Origin of the sequence: Mycobacterium sp. 94-17 (assembly GCF_035617725.1) — a bacterium.
Lineage (GTDB): Bacteria > Actinomycetota > Actinomycetes > Mycobacteriales > Mycobacteriaceae > Mycobacterium.
In genome coordinates, this window is record NZ_JAPIYN010000001.1 from 194,057 (window position 1) to 209,571 (window position 15,515).

A 15,515-nucleotide genomic window follows, 5' to 3' on the forward strand; every position below is an offset into this window, starting at 1 on the left:
GAGATTCTCACCACGCCCGAAGAGATCCGCGCTGAGATGGCCGGCCGCGGCTGAAAACCCCGCTCACATGCGGTATGTGAGTCGGCGGTCCGTCGGTGTCACCATCATCGAGCAGCCGTCACGCCGGCGATGATGTTGTCGACCGTGCGCCCCGCCAGCGCTTCGACATCACGGCGGGCGGCGTGACGCAGCGGTCCGCGCAGGGCCAGTTCGGCGAACCCGTGCACGGCGGACCAGCATGGCCATTCGGCGCCTTCGCGTTGCGCGGGCGACAGCGCTCCCACGTCCCGCATCGCATCGAGCGCCTCGACCAGCGCCACATACGGTGGGGCGCCGGCGGTCTCGCTGGTCAGCCCGGCAAGGTCGGCTCCGAAGAAAGCCACCGTGAACCAACCCGGCTCGTCGAGCGCGAATTTGATGTAGCCGACCCCGACCGCGCGCAGCCGGTCACAGGCTTGCGTTTCAGTGGTGCCTCGCCTGCGTGTCGAGCCGTGCATCCGCGCCGCCATCCGATGCTGGATCGCGATCGCAACCGCGCTGAGCAGCGCTTCGCGATCGGCGAAGTGACGATAGGCCGCATTGGGTGAAACCCCAACGCGCCGAGTCGCTTCCCGGATGGTGAGCGCTTCCGGTCCGCCTGTCCTGGTCAGATGTAGGCCGGCGTCGATCAACGCCGCGCGTAGGTCCCCGTGGTGGTAACCGGTCTTCAACGTGGTCAACGCTTGACCCTTCTCGGGCGCAAAGTGTACGGTGTGTACATTATCATGTTGACGGCGTGAACATTGGAGGAGTTCGTGGTTAGCACCGTAGTATTGCCGCCCGTCGTGGACGCGCAGGAGTGGCAGCGCGAACTGGACGCGCTGCGCGTTCGAGAGAAAGCGGCCACTCGTGAGCTCGACGCGATTGCCGCGCAGCGCCGGCGACTGCCGATGGTCGCCATGCCCGACTATGTCCTGGAGGGCGAGAATGGACCGGTGCGGCTGGCTGACGTGTTCCAAGGCAAGTCCCAGTTGATTGTGTACAGCCACATGTGGTCTCCCGGCGAGGAGTGGCAATGCCCGGGTTGCACCGGGTTCACCTCGCAGTTCACTCGGCTGGAGTTCTTGGACAACTACGATGCCCGGTTCGTCATCGTCACCCAGGGACCCATCGACGAAGCGCTCGACTACAAGCGGCGGGTGGGCAATCGGATGACCTGGTACTCCACCGCCAACAGCACGTTCGGTGCGGATGTCGGTGCCCCACCGGGCGGCGGCTTTGCCGTCAATGTATTTATGCGCGACAGCGATCAGGTGTATCGGACCTGGCGCACGGACGGCCGTGGATGCGAACAGCTGAGCCACTCGTTCGCTTTGGTCGACCTGCTGCCTTACGGGCGCCAGGAAGACTGGCAGGACTCACCGGACGGTTGGCCCCAACGCCCCACTTACAGCGGCTGGGCCGGCTCGCAGGATATCGCCCGCGCTTACGGCGTCGACGCCCAACCAGGAGGTGCAGCATGACCACAACGACAGCAGGTCTGAAGACGATGAGCCTGGTGTGCGTGCCAACGCCCGAACAGGACAAAGCAGTCGAGTTCTACGCGTCACTCGGATTCGAGAAGCGAACCGATACGCCGTTCGGCGGCAGCTACCGATGGATCGAGGTGTACCCGCCGGAGGGCACGACGGGCATCGCGCTTGCGCCACCGCCACCAGACGGTGGACCGGTGCAGCCGACCAACACGGGAATCACGTTGACCACCAGCGACATCGACGCCACTCACGCGGCGATGAAGGAACTCGGCATCGACGTCGACGCGCAGGTGGCGCGTATGGGCGAGCCGGTGCCACCGATGTTCTGGTTCCGTGACCCGACCGGACACACGCTGATGATCGTCGAGTCCTGAACTACTCCACGAAAGCCGATGCCGCCTGCAGGTGCTCAATCGCGTCGCGCACGACCGCCTCGATCAACTCCGCGCAAGACGGTAGGTCCTCGAGAATGCCGGCCACCTGTCCGGATGCCAGCACGCCGGCCTCGGTGTTGCCGTCGACCAGGCCGGCTTTCAAGAGCATCGGCGTGTTAGCCGCCATCACCACCTGCGACCAGGTCAGCTCCTTGCCGCGGCGCATCGCCAGGCCGTCTTGCATTATCGACCGCCAGGTCATCTGGGACATGTGCTTGAACCTGGCGGCATTGCGCACGGCCGCGGTGAGACCGCGCACCGGCGAACCGCCCTCCAGCTTCTCGACCAGGCCGGTGCGCAGCACCCGGTGTGGCATGCCGTCGACCCGGGTCGTCACCACCGTGCCGTCGAGGGCCGCCTCGAGGTAGCGCTTCTTGACGGCGTCGGGCACGGTGGAGTCCGACGTCAGCAGGAAGCGGGTGCCCATCGCGACGCCGGCGGCACCGTAGCTGAGCGCGGCCGCGAGGCCACGCCCGTCGAAGAATCCACCCGCGGCGATCACCGGGATTCCGCTGCCCCGCACGGCATCCAGCACGGAGGGCAACAACAGCGTGGTTGCGACGGGGCCGGTATGCCCGCCGCCCTCGCCGCCCTGCACGATCATCGCGTCGGCGCCCCAGCCGGCCACTTTGCGGGCGTGCTTGGCCGCGCCGATCGACGGAATCACCACGGCACCGGCATCTTTGAGCCGGGCGATGAGTTCCTGCTTCGGAGCCAGCGCGAACGACGCCACCTTGACGCCTTCGCGGATCATCAGGTCGACGCGGTCGCCGGCGTCGGCGGCGTCGGCGCGGATGTTCACGCCGAACGGTTTGTCGGTGGTGGCCTTGACTTTGCCGATGGCCGTGGCCAATTCGTCCAGCGTCATGGTGGCCGAGGCAAGGATGCCCAGACCGCCGGCGTTGGCGGTGGCGGACACCAGCCGCGCGCCGGCCACCCAGCCCATCCCGGTCTGCACCACCGGGTGCTCGACGCCGACCAGCTCGGTCAGCGGCGTGCGCAGCTTCATCAACGGATCTCTCTGTCGCGCAATGATTTCGGGTCGATGATCTCGCGGATCAGGCGCAGCTCGTCGTCGGTCGGCAACCGGGTCTCGGCGGCGCTGTCGAGACCGTCGATCTCGAACGAGGTGCTTTCGGCGACCTCGCCGGCCGAGACGCCCGGATGCAGGGACACCGCCCGCATGGTGCGGTTGGGCCCGCCGAAGTCGAACACGCCGAGGTTCGACACCACCCGATACGTGTTGGCGAAGCGGAATGCCGGGTTGTCGGAATCCACGTTGTCCCAGCCGATTCCGCAGACGATGTCGACCTTCTCGCAGAACACCCGCTTGGAGTGGTTACCCACCCAGTAGCTGGTCGCGTGGTTGATGGCGTTGCCGGGTGCGCCGCGGACGCCGAACATCTGGCGTTTAGGCTGCTGCAGCGGGCCGAATGCCGAGATGTTCTGATTGCCGAAGCGGTCCACTTGATTGGCGCCCATCACCACGTGGCGCCGGCCCCAGGCCAGGGTTTCGAAGACCCGGCCGAACGGCATCCAGCCCTCGGCGGCCGCCGAAGCACCCAGGGCTGGGGTGTCGGCGATCAGCTGCGCCTCGCCGTCGGTCAGCAGGATGTCCGGCGAAAACGTCAGCCGGGCTAGCCGCGCGCCGACCGAGGCCATGTTCGTCATGGGGCTGACCATGATTTCGCCCGCGTTCCGGAATAATTCGGCGCAGGCCACGGCGCACACTTCGGCTCGGCTGCTCACTTGGATGCCTCTTCCTGGAAAGCTTTCACGGCCGCCTGATAGTCATCCTCGCTGCCCGAAAGATAAGTTGCCACGAACTGCTGCCAACCGCCTTCTGTGGACGCCGCTTCGGCGTAGTGCCGCTGGAACTTCTCGTCGCGGCCGTAATCCGGTGCGGCGGTGGTGAAGTGCGCACCACCCGGCGCTTCGACCACGCCGTCGACCATCATGCGGTTCACCAGCAACGCCTGCGGCGGAACCGCCTTGACCAACTCCTGGGTGGACACGACCCGCTCCACCGACAGAAAGCGCTTCTCGGCGGCCATCAGGAACAGGTCGTCGAAGTACGGGTCGATCCCGGTGTAGGCCGCATTGCCCCGCGCATCACCGAGGTTGAGGTGTGCGAACGCGGCGTCCAGCCGCAGCGCCGGCATCGCGATCAGGGTCTCGTGCCCGCCGCCGGGCGCCGGGTACGGGCTGGTCACCGTCTGCAGCTCGCCCTCCCAGAAGTCCGGCACCGAGCTGCCCAGCCCGGCCCGAATCGGCAGGAACGGCAGGCGTTGCGCGGCGGCCTGCAGCCCGCAGCGCAGCATGCCCTCGTCCATCTCGCGGGCCTCGATGCCCCCGGCCGCGCGCGCTTTAGCGAACCATGGGTCGTAGAAGGGCGGGGAGTCCAGCGAGACGAATCCGTAGTAGACGCGCTTGACCTTGCCGGCGGAACACAGCAGGCCCAAGTCCGGTCCGCCGTAGGTGACCACGGTCAGGTCGGTGATGTCGGTGCGCAGCAGCGCGCGTACGAACGCCATCGGCTTGCGCCGCGATCCCCAGCCGCCGATACCGATCGTCATGCCGCTCTCGATCGACGCGACGGCGTCGTCCAGGGTGGTCCTCTTGTCGCTCACTTTGCGCCCTTGTCGGTGCCGGCGAACGCGTCGCGGTGCTCGTCGGCGACCCCGGCGAGGTTGAGCTCGAACGTAAAGCCTTGCTCCATGCGGTAACTCGAGTTGACTCGTTGCACGTCGATGAGGTTCAGCGCTTCCTTGGCCGCCCGGATGACGCGGGTGTCCTTGGCGGCGATGTCGCGCGCGACCCGCAAGGCGGCCTCGTCGAGATCGTCGCGCGGCACCACCTCGTGTACCGAACCGAAGTGGTGCAGGGTGGCGGCGTCGACGGTGGCCGCGGTGAAGAACAGCCGCCGCATCATGTGCTGCGGAACCAGTCGCGACAGGTGCGTCGCCGCGCCGAGCGCGCCGCGTTCCACCTCCGGCAGGCCGAAGGTGGCATCGTCGGAGGCCACGATCACGTCGGCGTTGCCGACCAGGCCGATCCCACCGCCGACGCAGAATCCGTTCACGGCGGCGACGACGGGCACTGCGCACTCGTAGACCGCGCGGAACGCGGCGAAGCAGCCGCGGTTGGCATCGATCAGGGCGGTGAATCCCTCGGTGCGCTGCATCTCTTTGATGTCGACCCCGGCGTTGAAGCCGCGGCCGGCGGCGCGCAGGATCACCACGTGGGTGCCGGGGTCTCGGCCGGCGGCGGTGATGGTGTCGGCGAGCTCGAACCAGCCGCGCGACGGGATGGCGTTGACGGGCGGGAAGTCGACGGTAACCGCGACGATGCCCGGTTCGGTGGTGGTGGAGGTGATGGGCAAGGTGCCACTTCCTTGTGGGGGTAACTACCTAAGCAAGCACTTGCTTGGTACGCTAGCACAGTGACTCGCGCCGAAGCATGCCCCCCATTTGCGGAAGCCATCAACCTGGGGCTGTCCGGTCGGGTAGTTCTCGTCACCGGCGGCGTTCGCGGGGTGGGTGCCGGCATCAGCTCCGTCTTCGCCGAACAGGGCGCCACCGTCGTCACCTGTGCGCGGCGGGCGGTGGAGGGCTTGCCCTACGAGTTCCACTCGTGCGACGTCCGCGACGACGACGCCGTCAAGGGATTGATCGACACCGTCGTGGATCGGCACGGCCGGCTCGACGTCGTCGTCAACAACGCGGGGGGATCGCCCTACGTGCTCACCGCGGAGTCCAGCGCCAAGTTCAACCGCAAGATCATCGAGCTCAATCTGATTGGTGCGCTGTCGGTTTCGCAGCACGCTAACGCTCACATGCAAAGTCAGCGGCAGGGCGGGTCGATCGTCAACATTTGCAGCCTCAGCGGCCGACGGCCGACGCCGGGTACCGCGGCATACGGCGCGGCCAAGGCCGGCCTGGAAAACCTCACCCAGACGCTGGCCGTGGAGTGGGGTCCGAAGGTCCGGGTGAACTCCTGTGTGGTCGGCATGGTGGAGACCGAGCAGTCCGAACTGTTCTACGGGGATGCCGACTCCATCGCCGCGATCTCCAACAACGTCCCGCTGGGGCGGCTGGCCAAACCGGAGGATGTCGGCTGGGCCGCAGCCTTTCTGGCGTCCGATGCGGCGTCCTACATCAGCGGAGCTTCGTTGGAGGTGCACGGCGGCGGCGAGCCGCCGCACTATCTGGCCACCACGACCGCGAGTGCGATCAAGTAAAGGAGACAAAACAATGGGAGTGGTTGACGGCCGCGTCGTCATCGTCACCGGAGCGGGCGGCGGTATCGGTCGCGCGCATGCCCTGGCCTTCGCGGCCGAGGGTGCGCGCGTCGTCGTCAACGACATCGGTGTCGGCCTGGACGGTTCGCCGGCGGGGGGCGGCAGCGCGGCGCAGGGCGTCGTCGACGAAATCACCGCCGCCGGTGGCGAAGCCATCGCCAACGGATCCAACATCGCCGACTGGGACCAGGCCGCGGCGCTGGTGCAGACCGCCGTCGGCACCTTCGGGGGCCTGGACGTGTTGGTGAACAACGCCGGCATCGTGCGCGACCGGATGATGGCCAACACCAGCGAAGAGGAGTTCGACGCCGTCATCGCCGTGCACCTCAAGGGGCACTTCGCCACCATGCGCCACGCCGCGGCGTACTGGCGCGGCCTGTCCAAGGAGGGCAAAACTGTTGAGGCGAGGATCATCAACACCAGTTCCGGTGCCGGCCTGCAGGGCAGCGTCGGGCAGGGTAACTACAGCGCCGCGAAGGCCGCCATCGCCACGATGACTTTGGTCGCCGCCGCGGAGATGGGACGCTACGGCGTCACCGTCAACGCCATCGCTCCCTCGGCCCGCACCCGCATGACCGAGACGGTGTTCGCCGAGATGATGGCGACGCAGGAGCAGGACTTCGACGCCATGGCCCCGGAAAACATTGCACCGCTGGTGGTTTGGCTAGGCAGCGCCGAATCGCGCGACGTCACCGGCAAGGTGTTCGAAGTCGAGGGCGGCAAGATCCGGGTTGCCGAGGGCTGGGCGCACGGGCCGGAGATCGACAAGGGAGCGCGGTGGGATCCCGCGGAACTGGGACCCGTCGTCGCCGACCTGCTGGCCAAGTCGCGGACCCCGGTCCCCGTCTACGGCGCCTAGTAGGGGCGGTCCTGCACCGCCGCCGGCGTCGAGGACGGAAGTAACGGCCGCCCGGCGAGCTATCGACGATCCCAGCGCGATCGCGGAAAGCGCGGCGGTGTCCATCACCACCGTCAGGACGCATATTCAACGCATCTTCCGCAAGACCGGCACTCACCGCCAGGCGGAGCTGGTGCGTCTGCTCGTCGCGGTCGTGGCGTAGCGGTCAGCGCCGGGCGTGAACGTAGGGCGACATTTTCGCCATTTTGCCGCCGTCCTGCACGCTCGGCGAACCTAAGCGGGCGGGTCGCAGATCACGATCGGGATGACGCGGTCGGTCCACGACCGGTAGTCGTCGAACGACGGGTACATGGCGTCCAGCTTCGGCCAATACTCCGCGCGCTCGGCCTCGGTGGCATCGCGAGCCTGCAGCTGCAGCACCTCGTCTTTGATCTGCATCGAAACCTTGGGATTCGCCTTGAGATTGAGATACCACAGGGGGTTCTTGTCGCTGCCGCCCCTGGACGCCACCAGGACCACGCGATTCCCCTCGCGCAGGTAGAGTAGCGGGCTCACCCGCGGTTGACCGGTCTTGCGGCCGGTGGTGGTCAGCAACGCGACCGGCGCGTTGCCGAAGGTGCCGCCAAGTTGGCCGTTGCTGCGTCGGTAGATCCACGAGTTGCCCTTGGCCATCCACTTGACGAAGAAGTTGACCCACGGTGCATTCAACGAGCGTGGCTTTGGTTTCGGCATGACTTTCCTTAGCGCTGGATAAATGGTTGGAAGCGAACCTTGATGTGCTGGATTTCGGCTTTCCCGCTTGTAGTTTCGGCGGGGATGACGAAGGTTTCGTTGACGTGCGCGGCCAGCCGCCGGCCACCGAACGCCGCTTTGGTCAGCACCTGGTACTCCGCGTGCACCCGGTCGCCGTCGATGCGGTAGTCCGGCGGCGTGGTGTCCGCGAGGAACCGGTACTGAGGTCCGCGATTGAGACTGCGCCGCAGATGATTTCCGGAGAACCCGTTTTTGATGCCCTGCTCGATGCGGGTGCAACCCGCCGCGAATGGAACGGCGTCGCCGTCATGGCTGACGAGCGCGTCGATGTAGGACTGTGCCGCGGCGATGCGGCTGTCGTCGGAGACGCTCACTGGGAGGCTGAGACGACCGAGAGCTAGATGCGCTCGATGATGGTGCCGGTCGACAGAGCACCGCCGGCGCACATGGTGATCAGCGCGGTGGTCTGGTCGGTGCGTTCCAGCTCGTGCAGTGCGGTGGTGATCAGCCGGCTGCCGGTGCTGCCGACCGGGTGCCCCAAAGCGATGGCCCCGCCGTTGACGTTGACCTTGTCCATGTCCGGGTTGTGGACGCGCGCCCACGACAGCACCACCGATGCGAATGCCTCGTTGATCTCGGTGATGTCGATGTCGCCCATCTTCATCCCGGCCTTCTCCAGCACCTTCGCCGTCGACTGCACTGGGCCGTCGAGGTGGTAGTACGGCTCGGCCCCGACCAACGCCTGGCTGACGATGCGCGCCCGCGGCCGTAGCCCGAGCGCCTTGGCCTTGTCCTCGTCCATCCACAGCACGGCCGCGGCGCCGTCGGAGATCTGCGACGACGTTCCCGCCGTGTGGATTCCGCCCTCGATGACCGGCTTCAGCGCGGAGAGGCCCGACAGCGTGGTGTCGCGCAAGCCTTGGTCGCGGCTGATGGTGACGCGCTCGGACGTCGGTTGCTTGTTTTCGTCGAGCGCCGGGGCCTCGATGGGGGAGATCTCCCGATCGAAACGGCCCTCTTCCCACGCCTGCCTGGCCTTGGTCTGGGATGCCAGGCCGAACTCGTCGATGTTTTCGCGGCTGATGCCGCGTCGCTTGGCGATCCGCTCGGCCGCGGTGAACTGGTCGGGCAGATCGATGTCCCACGACGCGGGCCGCAGGATGGTGCGGTCCGGACCTGCGTTCGCGCCGAGCCCGACGCGGCTCATGGCCTCGATCCCGCACGCGACGCCGATGTCGATGGCACCCGCCGCGATCAGGCCGGCGACTAGGCCGTTTGCCTGCTGGCCGCTGCCGCACTGGCAGTCCACGGTCATGGCGCCGACGTGGTCGGGCAGCCCGGCCACCAGCCAGCTGACCCGGCTGATGTTGTTGGACTGCTCGCCGTACTGTGTCACGCAGCCGCCGATGACCTGTTCGACGTCGCCGGCGTCGATGCCGGCCTTCTCGACCAATGCCTTCTGGACCGCGCCCAACAGCTCGGTGGCGTGCAAACCGGACAGCCATCCGTTCCGTTTACCGATCGGGCTGCGAGTGGCTTCAACGATGACAGGGTTACCCATTCCGTCAGGCTAGAACACGTTTCATTAGTCTGACAAGCGAGGATGGTGACCTGCCTTTTATCTGCGCAGGAGGCATGTTTTACTGGCACTAGAACACGTTGCAATTAGTGTTGTAAAAGGAGCGCACCCTACATGGCACCCCCCAACATTCCCGCCGACTTCGACTTTCTTGACCCGGACGTCAACCTCGCCGGGTTGCCCGTCGAGGAGCTCGCCCAGCTGCGCAGGGCCGAGCCGATCCATTGGGTCGACATCCCGAACGGCGCGGGCGGATTCGAAGACCACGGATATTGGCTCGTCACCAAGCACGCCGACGTCAAGGAGGTGTCCAAGCGCAGCGACATCTTCTCGAGTTGGCTGAACGGCGCCATCCCCACCTGGCCACCGGAGATGACGCGGGAGCAGGTCGAGCTGCAGCGCAGCGTCATGCTCAACATGGACGCACCGCACCACACCCGGCTGCGCAAGATCATCTCCCGCGGGTTCACGCCGCGCGCCATCGGCCGGCTCGAAGCCGAGCTGGCCCAGCGCGCCCAGAACATCGCCGAAACCGCCGCCAAAGAGGGCAGCGGTGACTTCGTGGAGCAGGTGTCGTGCGAGCTGCCCCTGCAAGCCATCGCGGGTCTGCTCGGCGTGCCCCAGGAGGATCGCGACAAGCTGTTCCGCTGGTCCAACGAGATGACGGGCGGGGAAGACCCGGAGTATGCCACCGTCGATCCCGCGCAGTCGTCGATGGAACTGATCATGTACGCCATGGCCATGGCCGCGGAGCGGAACGAGAACCCCACCGACGACATCGTCACTGCGCTCATCCAGGCCGACATCGAGGGCGAGAAGCTTTCCGACGACGAGTTCGGTTTCTTCGTGGTCATGCTGGCCGTGGCCGGCAACGAGACGACGCGGAACTCGATCACCCACGGCATGATCGCGATGGCGAACAACCCCGATCAGTGGGAGCTCTTCAAGAAGGAGCGCCCGGCGACCACCGCTGATGAGATCATCCGTTGGGCCACACCGGTTTCGGCCTTTCAGCGCACTGCCAATGAGGACACCGAGTTGGGCGGCGTGCAGATCAAGAAGGGGCAGCGGGTGGTGATGTCGTACCGCTCGGCCAACTTCGACGAAGAGGTCTTCGACGACCCGCACACTTTCAACATCCTGCGCGACCCGAACCCGCACGTAGGGTTCGGCGGCACCGGAGCCCACTACTGCATCGGCGCGAACCTGGCCCGCATGACGATCAACCTGATCTTCAACGCGGTCGCCGATCACATGCCGGATCTCAAGGCGATCGGCGAGCCCGAGCGGTTGAGGTCGGGCTGGCTCAACGGCATCAAGCATTGGCAAGTCGATTACGCCGGCAAGGCCGCGGTGAAGTCCTGATGGACTTCGACCTCACCGCGACGCAACAGGCCGTCGCCGATGTCGTGACGTCGGTCTTCGAGCGTGAATCGAGTTGGGACGCCTTGGTGGACGGGGGTGTGACGGCACTGCCGGTGCCCGAACGTCTCGGCGGTGACGGCGTGGGTCTGCCCGAGGTCACGACCGTGCTGACCGAGATCGGTCGCCACGGCGCCATCACACCGGCCCTGTCCACGCTGGGTTTCGGCGTGCTGCCGCTGCTCGATTTGGCCTCCGACGAACAGCAGGATCGGTTTTTGGCTTCGGTCGCCAAAGGCGGGGTGCTGGCCGCCGCCCTCAACGAGCCGGGTGCCGCATTACCGGACCGGCCCTCGACCGCGTTCGCGGACGGCCGGCTGTCGGGCACCAAGGTCGGCGTTGGCCATGCCGCACAAGCAGATTGGGTGATCGTCACCGCCGACAGTGCGGTCGTCGTGGTGTCGCCGAAGGCCGACGGGGTCGAGGTGGTGCAAACCCCGACCTCCAACGGGTCCGCGGAGTCCACTGTCACGTTCGCCGACGTGACGGTCGAAGAGTCCGGCGTTTTGGCGGGCGCCACGGCCCACCGGGTCAACCAGCTGGCGCTGGCCGCGATCGGCGCCTACGCCGACGGGCTGGTGGCGGGGGCGCTGCGGCTGACCGCCGACTACGTGGCGAACCGAAAGCAGTTCGGCAAGCCGCTGTCGACTTTCCAGACCGTCGCGGCTCAGCTTGCGGAGGTCTACATTGCCTCGCGCACCATCGATTTGGCGGCGAAGTCGGTTGCCTGGCGGCTCGCCGAAGGGCATGACGCCGATAGCGACCTCGACGTCCTTGGCTACTGGATCACGTCGCAGGCGCCGCCGGTGATGCAGCTCTGCCATCACCTGCACGGCGGCATGGGCATGGACGTCACCTACCCGATGCACCGGTACTACTCCACGATCAAGGACCTGACCCGGCTGCTGGGCGGCCCTTCGCATCGTCTCGATCTGGTGGGAGCTCCGTAATGTTCATCGATCTGACTCCGGAGCAGCGCCGCCTGCAAGCGGAACTACGGGAATACTTTTCGAACCTGATCTCGTCCGACGAGATGAAGGCGATGGAGCAGGACCGGCACAACGAGGCCTACCGCGCGGTGATCCGGCGGATGGGTAAGGACGGCAAGCTCGGCGTCGGCTGGCCAAAAGAGTTCGGCGGCCTGGGTTTCGGCCCGATCGAGCAGTCGATCTTCGTCAACGAGGCGCACCGGGCCGACGTGCCGCTGCCCGCCGTGACGTTGCAGACCGTCGGTCCGACCCTGCAGCAGTTCGGTAGCGACCTGCAGAAGAAAAAGTTCCTGCCGGCCATCCTGGCCGGTGAGGTTCACTTCGCGATCGGCTACACCGAGCCCGAGGCCGGCACCGATCTGGCCTCCCTGCGAACGACCGCCGTGCGTCAGGGCGACGAGTACATCGTCAACGGACAGAAAGTCTTCACCACCGGAGCCCACGACGCCGACTACATCTGGCTGGCCTGCCGCACCGACCCGGAAGCCGTGAAACACAAAGGAATTTCGATCCTGATCGTCGACACCAAGGATCCCGGCTACTCCTGGACGCCGATCATCCTGTCAGACGGCGCCCACCACACCAACGCCACCTACTACAACGACGTACGGGTGCCCGCGGAGATGTTGGTCGGTGAGGAGAACGGCGGATGGCGGCTGATCACCACCCAGCTCAACAACGAGCGGGTCATGCTGGGCCCCGCCGGCCGCACCGCCGGCATCTACGACCGGGTGCATGCCTGGGCGTCCAAGCCGGGTAGCGACGGCGTCACGCCGATCGAACACCAGGACGTCAAGCGGGCGCTCGGTGAGATTCACGCGATGTGGCGGATCAACGAACTGCTCAACTGGCAGGTGGCGGCCGCGGGTGAGGACATCAACGTGGCCGATGCCGCATCGACGAAAGTGTTTGGTACCGAGAAGATTCAGTACATCGGGCGGCTTGCCGAGGAGATCGTCGGCAGGTACGGCAACCCCGCCGATCCGGAGACCGCCGAGCTGCTCAATTGGCTGGACTCGCAGACCAAGCGCAACCTGGTCATCACCTTCGGCGGGGGCGTGAACGAAGTGATGCGTGAGATGATCGCCGCATCCGGCCTCAAAGTGCCGAGGGTGCCTCGATGACGGACATTCAGGACGCCGTCGCGGAAATCACGGCAACCGTCGTCGCCCAGCCGCGGGACGCCCGGGATCCGGTGAACCAGCCGACGATCAGCAACTGGGTCGAGGCGATCGGCGACACCAACCCCATCTACGTCGACGAGGCCGCCGCCCAGGCCGCGGGCCATCCCGGAATCGTCGCACCACCGGCCATGATTCAGGTGTGGACGATGTTCGGCCTGGGTGGCGAACGCCCGACGGACGACCCCATGGGCCCGATCATGCAGCTGTTCGACGAGGCCGGCTACATCGGTGTGGTCGCGACCAACTGCGATCAGACCTACCACCGGTATCTGCGTCCCGGCGAGCAGGTCACCGTCGCTTCCGAGATGCGCGACGTGGTGGGACCCAAGCAGACCGGGCTCGGTGAGGGCTGGTTCATCAACCAGCACATCACGTGGCGGGTGGGTGACGAGGACGTCGCCGAGATGGCTTGGCGCATACTAAAATTCAGACCGCGCGACGACTCCGCCGCCACCTGCTCCGTCCCCGAGGACCTGGATGCCGATGCCATGATGCGTCCCGCGGTGTCGCGCGACACCGCCTTCTTCTGGGAGGGCGTCAAGGCGCACGAGCTGCGAATCCAGCGCCTCGCCGACGGCAGCCTGCAGCACCCGCCGGTGCCGGCGGTGTGGCAGGACAAGACCGGGCCGATCGACTACGTGGTGGCCAGCGGTCGCGGTACGGTGTTCAGCTTCGTGGTGCACCACGCACCGAAGGTGCCCGGGCGCACACTGCCGTTCGTGATCGCGCTGATCGAACTGGAAGAGGGCGTTCGCATGCTCGGCGAGCTACGCAACGTCGAGCACAGCGATATCAAGGTCGGAATGCCGGTGCGCGCAACCTATATCGACTTCCCGGCCGGTGAATCCGGCCCGGAGTGGAGCCTCTACGCGTGGGAGCCCGGGGAGGATCGAGCATGAGCGCCCCCGTCATTGAAGTGGGTACCACCCTGCCGGAGCTCAAGCTGTACGGCTCGCCCACTTTCATCATCTCAACTGCGCTGGCCACCAGAGACTTTCAGGACGTGCACCACGACCGGGACTTGGCCCAGGCGAAGGGGTCCAAAGACATCTTCGTCAACATCCTCACCGACACCGGGCTGGTGCAGCGCTACGTCACCGACTGGGCGGGTCCCACCGCGCTGATCAAATCGATCGGGTTGCGACTCGGCGTGCCGTGGTATGCCTACGACACCGTCACCTTTTCCGGCGAGGTCACCGCAATCGATGACGGCCTGATCACCCTGAAGGTGTTCGGTCGCAACAGCCTTGGCGACCACGTCATCGCGACCGTGACGCTGACGATCGGGGGTGCCTAGATGTTGTCGGGTAAGGCCGCGATCGTCGGCATCGGCGCCACCGACTTCTCCAAGGAATCCGGCCGTAGCGAGCTGCGATTGGCCGCCGAGGCCGTCCTGAATGCGTTGGATGACGCCGGGTTGAGCCCGTCCGATGTCGACGGGCTGACCACCTTCACGATGGACACCAACAACGAGACCGCCGTCGCGCGGGCGACCGGCATCGGTGACCTGAAGTTCTTCTCGCAGATCGGGTATGGCGGGGGCGCCGCGTGCGCGACCGTTCAGCAGGCCGCGATCGCCGTGGCCACCGGGGTCGCCGACGTCGTCGTCGCGTACCGGGCGTTCAACGAGCGTTCGGGCATGCGGTTCGGTCAGGTGCAGACCCGGTTGGTGGGAAATGCCGGCGTGCAGGCCGATTCGACCGCGGCGGACAACTCCTTCTCCTACCCGCATGGGCTTTCCACCCCCGCCGCGCAGGTCGCGATGATCGCCCAGCGCTACATGCATCTGTCCGGTGCGACCAGCCGGGACTTCGGCGCGATCTCGGTGGCCGATCGCAAGCATGCGGCCAAGAACCCCAAGGCGTACTTTTACGAGAAGCCGATAACCATTGAGGACCACCAGAATTCGCGATGGATCGCCGAACCGTTGCGGCTGCTGGACTGCTGCCAGGAGACCGACGGCGCGGTCGCGATCGTGGTGACGTCGCCGGAGCGCGCGAAGGATCTCAAGCAGCGACCGGCGATCATTGAGGCGGCAGCGCAGGGCTCCAGCCCCGACCAATACACGATGGTCAGCTACTACCGGCCCGAGCTCGGCCTGCCCGAGATGGGCGTGGTGGGCCGGCAGCTCTGGCAGCAGTCGGGCCTCAACCCGTCCGACATCCAGACCGCCGTCCTCTACGACCACTTCACCCCGTTCACGCTGATTCAATTGGAAGAGTTGGGATTCTGCGGCCGGGGTGAGGCCAAGGATTTCATCGCGGACGGTGCCATCGAGATCGGCGGCCGGCTTCCGATCAATACCCACGGTGGCCAACTCGGCGAGGCTTACATCCACGGCATGAATGGCATCGCCGAAGGTGTGCGGCAGCTGCGGGGAACGTCGGTGAACCCGGTACCCGACGTCGAGCACGTCCTCGTCACCGCCGGAACCGGGGTACCGACCTCCGGCCTGATCCTGGGCTAGCGAGCCGGCCGGCG

The 15,515-nt window shown here is 66.4% G+C and carries 18 protein-coding genes; 10 read left to right on the forward strand and 8 right to left on the reverse strand.

Annotation, left to right across the window (positions count from 1 at the left end; translation table 11 throughout):
* Nucleotides 1-104 precede the first annotated feature (104 nt).
* The gene (locus OQ789_RS00935; RefSeq protein WP_324682812.1) at nucleotides 105-719 is read right to left on the reverse strand and encodes a TetR/AcrR family transcriptional regulator; all 615 of its coding nucleotides are present in this window, start codon (nucleotides 717-719) and stop codon (nucleotides 105-107) included.
* Between the two features lie 75 nt (nucleotides 720-794).
* Here OQ789_RS00935 and OQ789_RS00940 point away from each other — a divergent pair, with 75 nt between their 5' ends.
* The gene (locus tag OQ789_RS00940; protein ID WP_324682814.1) at nucleotides 795-1,502 is read left to right on the forward strand and encodes a DUF899 domain-containing protein; all 708 of its coding nucleotides are present in this window, start codon (nucleotides 795-797) and stop codon (nucleotides 1,500-1,502) included.
* A complete protein-coding gene (locus OQ789_RS00945) occupies nucleotides 1,499-1,888 on the forward strand; it encodes a VOC family protein (RefSeq protein WP_324682816.1) in 390 nt (129 codons plus the stop codon). Before OQ789_RS00940 ends, OQ789_RS00945 begins: the two co-directional genes overlap by 4 nt.
* A gap of 1 nt (nucleotide 1,889) precedes the next feature.
* On the opposite strand, the gene ipdC is transcribed toward OQ789_RS00945, so the two are convergent.
* Genes ipdC through echA20 form a run of 4 tightly spaced genes read right to left on the reverse strand, consistent with a single transcriptional unit; the run spans nucleotide 1,890 to nucleotide 5,330 of the window.
* A complete protein-coding gene (gene ipdC / locus OQ789_RS00950) occupies nucleotides 1,890-2,957 on the reverse strand; it encodes a (3aS,4S,5R,7aS)-5-hydroxy-7a-methyl-1-oxo-octahydro-1H-indene-4-carboxyl-CoA dehydrogenase (RefSeq protein WP_324682817.1) in 1,068 nt (355 codons plus the stop codon).
* Entirely contained in the window at nucleotides 2,957-3,697 is a 741-nt protein-coding gene (gene ipdB / locus OQ789_RS00955) for a cholesterol ring-cleaving hydrolase subunit IpdB (RefSeq protein ID WP_324682819.1), read from the reverse strand. The genes ipdC and ipdB overlap by 1 nt, the downstream gene beginning before the upstream one ends.
* The gene (ipdA, locus tag OQ789_RS00960) at nucleotides 3,694-4,578 is read right to left on the reverse strand and encodes a cholesterol ring-cleaving hydrolase subunit IpdA (RefSeq protein ID WP_324682821.1); all 885 of its coding nucleotides are present in this window, start codon (nucleotides 4,576-4,578) and stop codon (nucleotides 3,694-3,696) included. Before ipdA ends, ipdB begins: the two co-directional genes overlap by 4 nt.
* Nucleotides 4,575-5,330, reverse strand: a complete 756-nt coding sequence (echA20, locus tag OQ789_RS00965) for a (7aS)-7a-methyl-1,5-dioxo-2,3,5,6,7,7a-hexahydro-1H-indene-carboxyl-CoA hydrolase (protein ID WP_324682823.1) — start codon at nucleotides 5,328-5,330, stop codon at nucleotides 4,575-4,577. The genes ipdA and echA20 overlap by 4 nt, the downstream gene beginning before the upstream one ends.
* 60 nt (nucleotides 5,331-5,390) lie before the next feature.
* Between echA20 and OQ789_RS00970 the strand changes: the two genes are divergently transcribed.
* Complete coding sequence (locus OQ789_RS00970) at nucleotides 5,391-6,188, forward strand: SDR family oxidoreductase (RefSeq protein WP_324682825.1); 798 nt, start codon at nucleotides 5,391-5,393, stop codon at nucleotides 6,186-6,188.
* A 13-nt stretch (nucleotides 6,189-6,201) separates the two neighbouring features.
* Entirely contained in the window at nucleotides 6,202-7,107 is a 906-nt protein-coding gene (locus OQ789_RS00975; RefSeq protein ID WP_324682827.1) for an SDR family oxidoreductase, read from the forward strand.
* Nucleotides 7,108-7,380: 273 nt separating this feature from the next.
* On the opposite strand, the gene OQ789_RS00985 is transcribed toward OQ789_RS00975, so the two are convergent.
* From OQ789_RS00985 to OQ789_RS00995, 3 genes are read right to left on the reverse strand one after another with little or no spacing between them, the layout of a single operon-like run.
* Nucleotides 7,381-7,839, reverse strand: a complete 459-nt coding sequence (locus tag OQ789_RS00985; protein ID WP_324682828.1) for a nitroreductase family deazaflavin-dependent oxidoreductase — start codon at nucleotides 7,837-7,839, stop codon at nucleotides 7,381-7,383.
* A gap of 8 nt (nucleotides 7,840-7,847) precedes the next feature.
* Nucleotides 7,848-8,234: a hypothetical protein gene (locus tag OQ789_RS00990; protein ID WP_324682830.1), complete on the reverse strand. Its 387-nt coding sequence runs from the start codon at nucleotides 8,232-8,234 to the stop codon at nucleotides 7,848-7,850.
* 23 nt (nucleotides 8,235-8,257) lie between these two features.
* Nucleotides 8,258-9,421, reverse strand: coding sequence for a steroid 3-ketoacyl-CoA thiolase (locus OQ789_RS00995; protein ID WP_324682832.1), 1,164 nt, complete (start codon nucleotides 9,419-9,421; stop codon nucleotides 8,258-8,260).
* A gap of 132 nt (nucleotides 9,422-9,553) precedes the next feature.
* On the opposite strand from OQ789_RS00995, the gene OQ789_RS01000 reads away from it, so the two are divergent.
* Genes OQ789_RS01000 through OQ789_RS01025 form a run of 6 tightly spaced genes read left to right on the forward strand, consistent with a single transcriptional unit; the run spans nucleotide 9,554 to nucleotide 15,501 of the window.
* A complete protein-coding gene (locus OQ789_RS01000; RefSeq protein ID WP_324682833.1) occupies nucleotides 9,554-10,804 on the forward strand; it encodes a cytochrome P450 in 1,251 nt (416 codons plus the stop codon).
* A complete protein-coding gene (locus tag OQ789_RS01005) occupies nucleotides 10,804-11,811 on the forward strand; it encodes an acyl-CoA dehydrogenase family protein (RefSeq protein WP_324682834.1) in 1,008 nt (335 codons plus the stop codon). The genes OQ789_RS01000 and OQ789_RS01005 overlap by 1 nt, the downstream gene beginning before the upstream one ends.
* Nucleotides 11,811-12,974, forward strand: a complete 1,164-nt coding sequence (gene fadE29 / locus OQ789_RS01010; protein WP_324682835.1) for an acyl-CoA dehydrogenase FadE29 — start codon at nucleotides 11,811-11,813, stop codon at nucleotides 12,972-12,974. Before OQ789_RS01005 ends, fadE29 begins: the two co-directional genes overlap by 1 nt.
* Complete coding sequence (locus OQ789_RS01015; RefSeq protein ID WP_324682836.1) at nucleotides 12,971-13,933, forward strand: bifunctional MaoC family dehydratase N-terminal/OB-fold nucleic acid binding domain-containing protein; 963 nt, start codon at nucleotides 12,971-12,973, stop codon at nucleotides 13,931-13,933. The genes fadE29 and OQ789_RS01015 overlap by 4 nt, the downstream gene beginning before the upstream one ends.
* The gene (locus OQ789_RS01020; RefSeq protein ID WP_324682837.1) at nucleotides 13,930-14,331 is read left to right on the forward strand and encodes a MaoC family dehydratase; all 402 of its coding nucleotides are present in this window, start codon (nucleotides 13,930-13,932) and stop codon (nucleotides 14,329-14,331) included. Before OQ789_RS01015 ends, OQ789_RS01020 begins: the two co-directional genes overlap by 4 nt.
* Complete coding sequence (locus OQ789_RS01025; RefSeq protein ID WP_324682838.1) at nucleotides 14,332-15,501, forward strand: lipid-transfer protein; 1,170 nt, start codon at nucleotides 14,332-14,334, stop codon at nucleotides 15,499-15,501.
* The last annotated feature ends 14 nt before the right edge of the window (nucleotides 15,502-15,515 follow it).

What these genes read in the sequence shown, in the direction of transcription:
- OQ789_RS00945 (WP_324682816.1), top strand. Translation starts at nt 1,499, where the DNA reads ATGACCACAACGACAGCAGGTCTGAAGACGATGAGCCTGGTGTGCGTG.
- ipdC (WP_324682817.1), bottom strand. Translation starts at nt 2,957, where the DNA reads ATGAAGCTGCGCACGCCGCTGACCGAGCTGGTCGGCGTCGAGCACCCG.
- OQ789_RS00975 (WP_324682827.1), top strand. Translation starts at nt 6,202, where the DNA reads ATGGGAGTGGTTGACGGCCGCGTCGTCATCGTCACCGGAGCGGGCGGC.
- OQ789_RS00985 (WP_324682828.1), bottom strand. Translation starts at nt 7,839, where the DNA reads ATGCCGAAACCAAAGCCACGCTCGTTGAATGCACCGTGGGTCAACTTC.
- OQ789_RS00995 (WP_324682832.1), bottom strand. Translation starts at nt 9,421, where the DNA reads ATGGGTAACCCTGTCATCGTTGAAGCCACTCGCAGCCCGATCGGTAAA.
- OQ789_RS01000 (WP_324682833.1), top strand. Translation starts at nt 9,554, where the DNA reads ATGGCACCCCCCAACATTCCCGCCGACTTCGACTTTCTTGACCCGGAC.
- OQ789_RS01005 (WP_324682834.1), top strand. Translation starts at nt 10,804, where the DNA reads ATGGACTTCGACCTCACCGCGACGCAACAGGCCGTCGCCGATGTCGTG.
- fadE29 (WP_324682835.1), top strand. Translation starts at nt 11,811, where the DNA reads ATGTTCATCGATCTGACTCCGGAGCAGCGCCGCCTGCAAGCGGAACTA.
- OQ789_RS01015 (WP_324682836.1), top strand. Translation starts at nt 12,971, where the DNA reads ATGACGGACATTCAGGACGCCGTCGCGGAAATCACGGCAACCGTCGTC.
- OQ789_RS01020 (WP_324682837.1), top strand. Translation starts at nt 13,930, where the DNA reads ATGAGCGCCCCCGTCATTGAAGTGGGTACCACCCTGCCGGAGCTCAAG.
- OQ789_RS01025 (WP_324682838.1), top strand. Translation starts at nt 14,332, where the DNA reads ATGTTGTCGGGTAAGGCCGCGATCGTCGGCATCGGCGCCACCGACTTC.